We start from the raw sequence: 8,173 nt of genomic DNA, 5'->3' as shown, positions 1-8,173 counted from the left end.
CCAGGAGCAGCAGCACGATGCAGCCGAACGAGGCGGCGACCGCCGGGTCGATCCGGCGCAGCAGAGCGACCGTGCGAGGGGGCGATTGGGGGGCTGCTGCCTCGCTCATCCGAACCACTCCAGGCGGTTGCGCACACGCACCAGACCGAACGCGCCGATCGAGACCGCCAGCATCAGCACGAGCCCCTGGAACAGCGGCTGCCACAGCGGATCGAAATCGAACACGAACAGGAGATCGCCGATGGTGCGGAATGCGAGCGCGCCGAAGATCGCGCCGATCGCGCTGCCGCGTCCGCCCATCAGCGAGACGCCGCCGAGCACGACAGCCGCAATCGAGAACAGCGTGTAGGCGTTACCGCTCGCATAGGCGGCCTCGCCAGTATACGAGAAGAAGGTGAGAAACAGGCCGCCGATCGCCGACAGCAGGCCGGCGAGCGTGTAGGCTGCGAACTTGGCGGCACGGATCGGCGCGCCGGACATGTAGGCTGCGACCTCCGACGATCCGGTGGCGAAGGCGGCGCGGCCGATCACCGAGCGGCTGTAGGGCACCCAGATCACGAGCGCCGCGGCGGCCAGCGCCACCAGGCTGGTCGGCACCACGCCGAACAGGCGTCCCGTCAGGGCATCGGCCAGCGTCTCGTTGACGGAGCCGCCGGGATTGGGCCTCAGCATCAGCGCGACGCCGTAATACATCGCGCCGGTGGCGATCGTGGTGACGATCGGCTGCAGGCGGCCAAAGATCACGATCGCGCCGTTGATCATGCCGCAAAGAAGGCCGGTGCCGAGCACACCGATCACCCCGAGCGCGGTCTCGGTGGCGCTGCCGACGACGATCCAGGAGGCGAGGCAGTTCGTCAAGGTCAGGATCATGCCGACCGAGAGATCGATGCCGGCGGTGATCACCACGATCGCCTGCGCCATGGCGACGAAGGCGAGCAGGGTCGCCTTGTTGGAGGCGGTCTGCACCATGTTGGCGCTGAAGCCGGCCGGATGGTTGGTCGCATAAATCAGGAACATCGCGGCGAAGATGCCGATCGCCAGCAAGGTGCCGCGCTGCTCGGCGAGCCAGTACCGCCACTCGCTCATTGCGCGCTCGCTTTCGCCGGTTCGCCGTCATCGACATTGAGGGCGCTGCTGACCAGCGCGCGCTCCGTGATCTCGGCGCCGGCTAGCTCGCGCCTGACGGCGCCATCATACATCACCAGCACGCGGTCGCAGCAGCCGATCAGCTCGTCATAGTCGGTCGAATACAGCAGGATCGCGGCGCCCTCGTCGGCGAGCCGGCGCAAGAGCCGGTAGATCTCCTGCTTGGTGCCGACATCGATGCCGCGGGTGGGGTCGTTGAGCAGGATGATGCGCGGCTTGTTCATCAGCCATTTCGCGATCACGACCTTCTGCTGGTTGCCGCCGGACAGCGCGCTGACGGGCAGGTCGGGGGAGGCGGTCTTGATCTCGATCAGGCGGATCATCTCGTCGATCATTTCCGACTGCCGCCTGCGGTCGATGATGCCGAAGCGCGCGAAACGGTCGAAGGCGGCGGCGGAGAGGTTGTCGCGCACCGACATCGGCAGCATCAGCCCCTCGGTCTTGCGGTCCTCCGGAATCAGCGCGAGCCCGATGCGGCCGGACTTGGCGGCCACGGGGCTGTCGATCGCGACCTTGTCGCCGTCGATGAGAACCTCGCCGCTGGTGTCGCGCAGCACGCCGAACAGCGCCAGCAGCAGCTCACGCTGGCCCTGGCCGTCGAGCCCGCCGAGGCCGATGATCTCGCCGGCATGCAGCGAAAACGAGATGTCCCTGAGCCGGTCGCCCCAGCCGAGCGCCTTGCACTGCAGGGCCGGCGGCCGGCCGTCGGGCTTGCGCAGCGGCTTGTCGGGAAAGGCGTGCTTGTATTCGCGGCCGATCATCAGCTCGATCACCTCGGCATCGGTCCTGGTGCCCGCGGCGAAGGTCGATATCCTCCGGCCGTTGCGGAACACGCTGCAGTCGTCGGCGAGTTCGGCGATCTCGTGCATGCGATGCGAGATGTACAGCAGAGCGAGGCCTTCGCTGCGCAGGCGCTTCAGCACCTCGAACACCTTGGTGACGTCGGCGGCCGTCAGCGCCGAGGTCGCCTCGTCGAGGATCAGGATCTTCGGCCGCCGCGCCAGCGCCTTGGCGATCTCGACCATCTGCCGGCGCGACAGCGGCAGGTCGCGCACCAGGGCCCGCGGGTGGATGTCGCCGGCGCCGGCGCGGTGCAGCGCCTCCTCGGCGATGCGGCGCTGGGCGCGGCGGTCGATCATGCCGAGCCGCGTCGGCGGATGGCTGATCAGGATGTTGTCGGCGACCGACAGATCGGGGATCAGCGACAGCTCCTGGAAGATGCAGACGATCCCCGCATCATTGGCGGCCGCAGGACCGGCGAAGGCGACCTCGCGCCCCTCCAGCGTCATGCGGCCCTCGTCCGGCGCGACCACGCCGACCATCAGCTTGATCAGCGTCGACTTGCCGGCGCCGTTCTCGCCGAGAATGGCATGGATGCGGCCGGGGTGAACCTCGAGGTCCGCCCGGTCGAGCGCGATCACGCCGCCATAGCGCTTCGACAGTCCTTCTGCGCGAAACAGCGGCGCGGCCGCGATCATGATGCTTAATTCCCCGGTGCTTCAGCGGCCGTCCAGCCGATCCGCCGCGCCACCGTCGGGCGGCGCGGCGGAGTCGCGCAGAGTGGCAGTCTACTGATTTTCCTTCGACTGGCCCATGATCTCCTGCGCCGTGAAGTTGATACCGCAGGTCGGGAAGGAATTGCCGACGAAGAAGTTGTCGGACTGCGACGGGAAGTAGTCCTGATCCTTCTTGAAGTTGGGATCCTCGACGACGGCGAGCGGCAGCTTGACCGATTGCGGCACCACCTTGCCCTCGAGGGCGGCGATCGCCACCTTGATCGCGACGGCGACCTGCGCCGGCCCGGTGCCGGCCGACGAGCATTTCAGTCCTTCCGACGCCTTGGCGGCGCAGAACTTGCGGAAGCCGTTCTCCGTCTCGCCGCCGAACGGCACCATCTTGTGCTTGGCGTCGAGCATGGCCTGCACGATGCCGGTGTCGCCGCCCTGGCCGGAGATCGCATCGAACGGCCCGTTGGTCGCGATCGCATCCGCGGTGGCCTTCTGCGCGACGCCATCGTCCCATTTGCCGACGACCTCGGTGGTCTGCCACTTCTTGCCGGAGCTGTTCAGCACTGACTGGAAACCGTTGTGGCGGTCGGTGTCGACCGACGTGCCCGCGACGCCGCGCACCTCGAGCACCTTGCCGCCGCCGGGCACGTTCTTGACCAGCCACCGTGCCCAGAGCTCGCCGAGGCCCTTCTGATCGACGTTGACGTTGATCGCGTCTTCCGTGGCGAGAATGTTGTCGAAGGCTACGAGGACGACGCCGGCCTGCTTGGCGCGCTTGATCACCGGGCCGAAGGCGGTCGGGTTCTGCGCGTTGACCACGATGGCATCGTAGCCGGAGTCGATGAAGTTGTTGATCGCCGAGATCTGCGCCGGCACGTCCTCGCCGGTCGAGACCACCTTGAACTCCTTCAGCTTGGCCTTGACCTCCGGCTGCGCCGCATAGGCCTTGGCGGTCTGGATCATCTGGATGCGCCAGGTGTTGGCGATGTAGCCGTTGGCGAGCGCGATGCGGTAGGGGCCCTTCTTGGCGGGATATTTGAAGAACTTGGTGTCGCCGGTCCACGGCACCATGCATTCGGGCTCGGCCGCGGGACCCTTGACCAATTCCGGCTCTGCAAGCGCCTTGCTCGCGAACGCCGAAAGCAGCACCAGCGATGCGCACGTCACAAGGCATCGCGCTTTGATCGAATTGGCCTTGATCAGGTTGGAAGACATTGGTGACCTCCCCATTGTTGCAGCGCCAATCATTGACGCATGTGCGAGACGCCTCACTTGTGCGTGGAGGTTGTTCGAGCATCGCTCGTCATCTCGACGACCGCAGCGATACTGGCCAATGACAGCGCTGTCAATTACCGCTCTACGGCCTCTGACGCGCCGGCGGACTCGAAGCGCACTGCACAAATGATACTGTATATAATGTCTTTGCCGCATCGACTGGCAGCCCTGGTCGGGTGCTAGGCCGATGTCAGCGCTATCACCGAGGTCCCGGAATTTTTGCGCCGCATCAAGCAAAATGAGACTGTTCGTTAAGGTTGCGGCTGGCCGCCTGATCCGGTGCAGCGCGCCGTCAGCTAGCCTCCAGCCGATGGGGGTCCACCACTGCCTTCCAAGATGACGGGTGAGGCCTGCCGCCAACAGGGCCAGCAACGACTGGCCGCACAATCGTGTGCTCCAGCAATGGGCGACAAGGGAGGAGTTCGATGCAGATGGGACGCGTGGGGTTCGCCGTGGTCACGGCGCTGTTGCTGTCCAGCGCGGCATACGCTCAGGAGAAGATCAAGGTCGGCGTCACCGCGACGCTCGAAGGGACCTACACGGTGCTCGGCGAGGACGGCATGCGCGGCCATGTGACCGCGCTGAACGTGCTCGGCAAGAAGATCGGCGACAAGGAGCTGGAATTCGTGGTCGCCTCGACCGATGCCACGCCGGATTCCGCCGTGCGCGCGGTCCGCAAGCTGATCGAGCAGGACAAGGTGCAGATCCTGTTGTCACCGCTGTCCGGCGACGAGGGTATCGCGGTCAAGAATTTCGCCAAGACGCATCCCGAGCTGACATTCGTCAACGCCGCCTCCGGCGCGCAGGAGACGACCTATGTCGACCCGGCGCCGAACTTCTTCCGCTTCAACATGGACGGCGCGCAGTGGCAGGTCGGACTCGGCAAATATGCCTATGAAACGAAAGGCTATCGCAAGATCGCGACCGTCGGCGAGGACTACTCCTTCATCTATACCCAGGTGTTCGGTCTCGCCCTGGAGTTCTGCGGTCTCGGTGGCAAGATCACCAGCCGGCAATGGGTCCCGCTCGGCACCAAGGACTTCGCATCGGTGATCGCGGCGCTGCCCGACGATGTCGACGCGATCTATCTCGGCCTGGGCGGCGCCGATGCCGTCAACTTCCTCAATCAGTATCAGCAGGCCGGCGGCAAGGCTCACCTGATGGGCGGCTCGATCATGATCGACCAGACCATCCTGTCCTCGAAGGGCAATGCCAAGAACGCCCTGATCGGCACGATCGCGGCCTCGGGCCAGGCCGATACCTGGGAGGATCCGCGCTGGCAGAAATTCGTCAAGGCGTATCAGGACTCGTTCCCGCCGGAGAAGCGCTTCCCCAGCCCGTCGCTGCTCGCCACCAACTATTATGGCTCGACCATGGCGTTGATCCTGGCGCTGCGCGAGGTCAATGGCGACCTGTCCGACAACCAGTCCAAGCTGAAGGCGGCGTTGGCCAAGATCGAGATCGACGCACCCAACGGCAAGATAAAGCTCGACTCCAATCGTCAGGCGATCGGCACCAACTTCGTCACCGAGGTCGTCGATGACGGCAAGGGCGCGCTGTTCAGCAAGGTCGTGAAGGTGATCCCCGACGTCAACCAGACGCTCGGCTACGACGCGGCCACCTTTGCCAAGATCGGTCTGCCGAGCCGGACGGTGCCTGAATGTAAGAAGTACTGACCAAATCTGGTCAGCAACTGACGCGGCTGGAGCGCGTGCTCCGGCCGCGTCGTCGCGTCTCTTGCATTCTGCAAGGCAATGATCGACGCTAGCATGATAAGAAAGAAGTCAATTTGGTGGGGACGTGATGAGTAGGGCGCTTGCTGTCTTTCATGCGCGCTTCGGTCGGGCGACCGTCTATCAGCTCAATCGGCCGTTCAATGTCCATGCCCATCGCGAGGGGCATTTGATCTTCCACGTTGGCGGAACTCCGGCCAATATCGACGTCTGCGACCAGCGCTACGTCATCGGCGAAGAGTCGATCGTCGTGGTCAATCCTTGGGAGCCGCATAATTTCCTGCCGAACGACATCGACAACGGCGCCATCTTTTTCGTGCTCTATGTCAATTCGGAGTGGTTCGCGCCGCCGGCGGCACGTGAGGGCCTGAGGTTCGGGCGAACCTGTTTCCGCCGCACAGCGGCGCTCGACCGCTGCATTCGCCGCACCGCAGCGCTGGTATGTGGCGCGCCATCGCTCGGCTGTCTCGATGGCGAGCTGCGCCACCTGATCGAGAGCTGCTATGAGGAGAGCTGGCGCGTCTCCGAGCTGATGCCGGAGCGGTCGAGCGCTGAAGTCACGGATTTCCGTGTTCGCAAGTGCATCAAGCTGATGTCGGACAGTCCCTGTGCCGAGATCGAGCTCGACCACATCGCGCGCGAGTCGGGCCTGTCGCGGCCGCATTTCTATCGCCTGTTCCGCAGCCAGACCGGCGTGACGCCGAACCTCTATCTGAATACGCTGCTGATGGAACGGGCGCTGGATGCGCTGGTCGCGACGGAGACGCCGATCGCCGACATCAGCTTCGATCTCGGCTTCTCGTCGCAGAGTGGCTTCACGCGCTTCTTTGCCGGCAATGTCGGCATGGCTCCGACGGATTATCGCCGCGCTGCGAAAGTGCTCCGCGCCTGAGGTTTTGCTACGCATCGCGCGAAAAGAGACTGTCGATCAAACCCGCGCCCTCGGCTGCAGCTACACTCGTCGCAACGTGATCCGGCACAGGATCCGACGAGGGAGGACGAGCGATGGCCGGCAGACCCGGCGATCTCCGGCGGAACACGCCATGGCGAGGCGACGATGACATCGCGCTCTCGCTCGGTCGCCGCGATATCTCGTCTGGCCTTCTGAGTGTTGCGGTTGCCTCTCTCGATGTCGTCATGGCCGGGCTTGTTCCGGCCATCCACGTCGCTCCGCGAGCTGAGGACGACGTGGATGCCCGGGACGAGCCCGGGCATGACGGAAAAACCAACTGGCAAAATTGGTCGTCGCGGCAGCTCCGTTTTTCAGGATGCAACTACCCTGCGCTCGCGAGGGTAAGCCGATGAGCCGCTTCGTCGAGCGACATCCGATCTGGTCTCTGATCATTCTTCTGGTCGTGGCGTTCCTCGCCTGGCTCGTCTTCGCCGTCTGGCCGCCTGGCCTGGAGGACGCGATCGGCCGCAAGAAGGTGTTCCTGAGCGCCGTCTTCAACGGCATCACGCTCGGCGGACTCTACTTCCTCGTGGCGAGCGGCTTCACGCTGATCTTCGGCCTGATGCGCAACGTCAACCTCGCGCATGGCTCGCTCTATCTGTTCGGCGGCTATGTCGGCTACGGCATTTCGGCCGCGACCGGGTCCTGGATCCTCGCCTTCATCGCCGCCTTCGTCGTCGTCGCCATCATCGGTGTGCTGCTGCAACTGCTCGTGTTCCGCCGCATGGAGGGGCAGGATCTGCGCCAGACGATGGTGACGATCGGACTGTCGATCGTGTTCGCCGATCTGATGCTGTGGGCGTTCGGCGGCGACTTCTATCAGATCCAGACGCCGGCGTGGCTGATCGGACCGGTCCAGCTGCCGCTGATGACCGCGGTGAAATCGTCCGGCGAGGCGGTGTTCCTGCAATATCCGCTGGTGCGCCTCGTGATCTTCTGCGGCTCGGTCGTGATCGGGATCCTGATGTGGCTCGCGCTGAACCGCACGCGCGTCGGCATGATCGTCCGCGCCGGCGTCGACGATCGCGAGATCCTCGCGGCCACCGGGGTGCAGATCCAGCTGGTCTTCGTGCTGGTGTTCGCGCTCGGCGCGGGATTGGCCGGCATCGCCGGCGTGGTCGGCGGGACATTCCAGTCGATCTCGCCGGGCGAGGATACGCGCTTCCTGCTCGCCTCGCTCGTCGTCGTCATCGTCGGCGGCATGGGATCGATCCCCGGTGCGGCGCTCGGCGCGCTCATCATCGGTCTCGCCGAGCAGCTCGGGTCGGTCTACATCCCGACCTACGCCATCGTCGTGACGTTCCTGATCATGGTCCTGGTGCTGGCGCTGCGGCCCCAGGGCCTGTTGGCGAGGCGGTGAGATGTCGCTGATCCAGGAGGCGCAAGCGCGAGAGGGCATGCTGGCAGGCGGCGCGGCGGAGCGGCCGGCCGTGTGGTCCGTGACCGAGCAGCCATGGGCCTGGGCGCTGGCGGCGCTGCTGCTGATCATGCCCGTGATCGCCAATGGCTTCTTCCTGATCGAGATCTTCGGCACGACGCTCATTCTCGGGACCATCGCG

Annotated in this window: 6 protein-coding genes and 1 pseudogene; 4 read left to right on the top strand and 3 right to left on the bottom strand. The window is 65.0% G+C overall.

Going from position 1 to position 8,173, the window contains the following annotated elements; genetic code table 11:
• Window positions 1-105: 105 nt before the first annotated feature.
• From BRAS3809_RS30665 to BRAS3809_RS30655, 3 genes are all read right to left on the bottom strand, one after another.
• A complete protein-coding gene (locus BRAS3809_RS30665) occupies window positions 106-1,086 on the bottom strand; it encodes an ABC transporter permease (protein ID WP_008965901.1) in 981 nt (326 codons plus the stop codon).
• Window positions 1,083-2,624, bottom strand: a complete 1,542-nt coding sequence (locus BRAS3809_RS30660; protein WP_008965900.1) for a sugar ABC transporter ATP-binding protein — start codon at window positions 2,622-2,624, stop codon at window positions 1,083-1,085. Before BRAS3809_RS30660 ends, BRAS3809_RS30665 begins: the two co-directional genes overlap by 4 nt.
• A 90-nt stretch (window positions 2,625-2,714) precedes the next feature.
• Window positions 2,715-3,869, bottom strand: a complete 1,155-nt coding sequence (locus BRAS3809_RS30655) for a sugar ABC transporter substrate-binding protein (RefSeq protein ID WP_008965899.1) — start codon at window positions 3,867-3,869, stop codon at window positions 2,715-2,717.
• Window positions 3,870-4,354: 485 nt separating this feature from the next.
• Between BRAS3809_RS30655 and BRAS3809_RS30650 the strand changes: the two genes are divergently transcribed.
• The 4 genes and pseudogenes from BRAS3809_RS30650 to BRAS3809_RS36285 form a co-directional block, all read left to right on the top strand.
• A complete protein-coding gene (locus BRAS3809_RS30650) occupies window positions 4,355-5,605 on the top strand; it encodes an ABC transporter substrate-binding protein (RefSeq protein WP_008965898.1) in 1,251 nt (416 codons plus the stop codon).
• 127 nt (window positions 5,606-5,732) lie between these two features.
• Entirely contained in the window at window positions 5,733-6,554 is an 822-nt protein-coding gene (locus BRAS3809_RS30645; RefSeq protein WP_008965897.1) for an AraC family transcriptional regulator, read from the top strand.
• A gap of 409 nt (window positions 6,555-6,963) precedes the next feature.
• Window positions 6,964-7,974 (top strand): branched-chain amino acid ABC transporter permease, encoded by a 1,011-nt coding sequence (locus BRAS3809_RS30640; protein ID WP_008965896.1) that lies wholly within the window; start codon window positions 6,964-6,966, stop codon window positions 7,972-7,974.
• A gap of 37 nt (window positions 7,975-8,011) precedes the next feature.
• Window positions 8,012-8,173, top strand: a pseudogene (locus BRAS3809_RS36285) (branched-chain amino acid ABC transporter permease); the annotation flags it as partial.

The organism is Bradyrhizobium sp. STM 3809 (assembly GCF_000239795.1).
Classification (GTDB): domain Bacteria; phylum Pseudomonadota; class Alphaproteobacteria; order Rhizobiales; family Xanthobacteraceae; genus Bradyrhizobium.
The sequence above is the reverse complement of the archived record's forward strand: the minus strand, read 5'-3'. Positions and strand labels throughout refer to the sequence as shown.

Excerpts from the sequence above, each read along its gene's own strand:
- BRAS3809_RS30665 (WP_008965901.1), bottom strand. The coding sequence starts at position 1,086 with ATGAGCGAGTGGCGGTACTGGCTCGCCGAGCAGCGCGGCACCTTGCTG.
- BRAS3809_RS30660 (WP_008965900.1), bottom strand. The coding sequence starts at position 2,624 with ATGATCGCGGCCGCGCCGCTGTTTCGCGCAGAAGGACTGTCGAAGCGC.
- BRAS3809_RS30655 (WP_008965899.1), bottom strand. The coding sequence starts at position 3,869 with ATGTCTTCCAACCTGATCAAGGCCAATTCGATCAAAGCGCGATGCCTT.
- BRAS3809_RS30650 (WP_008965898.1), top strand. The coding sequence starts at position 4,355 with ATGCAGATGGGACGCGTGGGGTTCGCCGTGGTCACGGCGCTGTTGCTG.
- BRAS3809_RS30645 (WP_008965897.1), top strand. The coding sequence starts at position 5,733 with ATGAGTAGGGCGCTTGCTGTCTTTCATGCGCGCTTCGGTCGGGCGACC.
- BRAS3809_RS30640 (WP_008965896.1), top strand. The coding sequence starts at position 6,964 with ATGAGCCGCTTCGTCGAGCGACATCCGATCTGGTCTCTGATCATTCTT.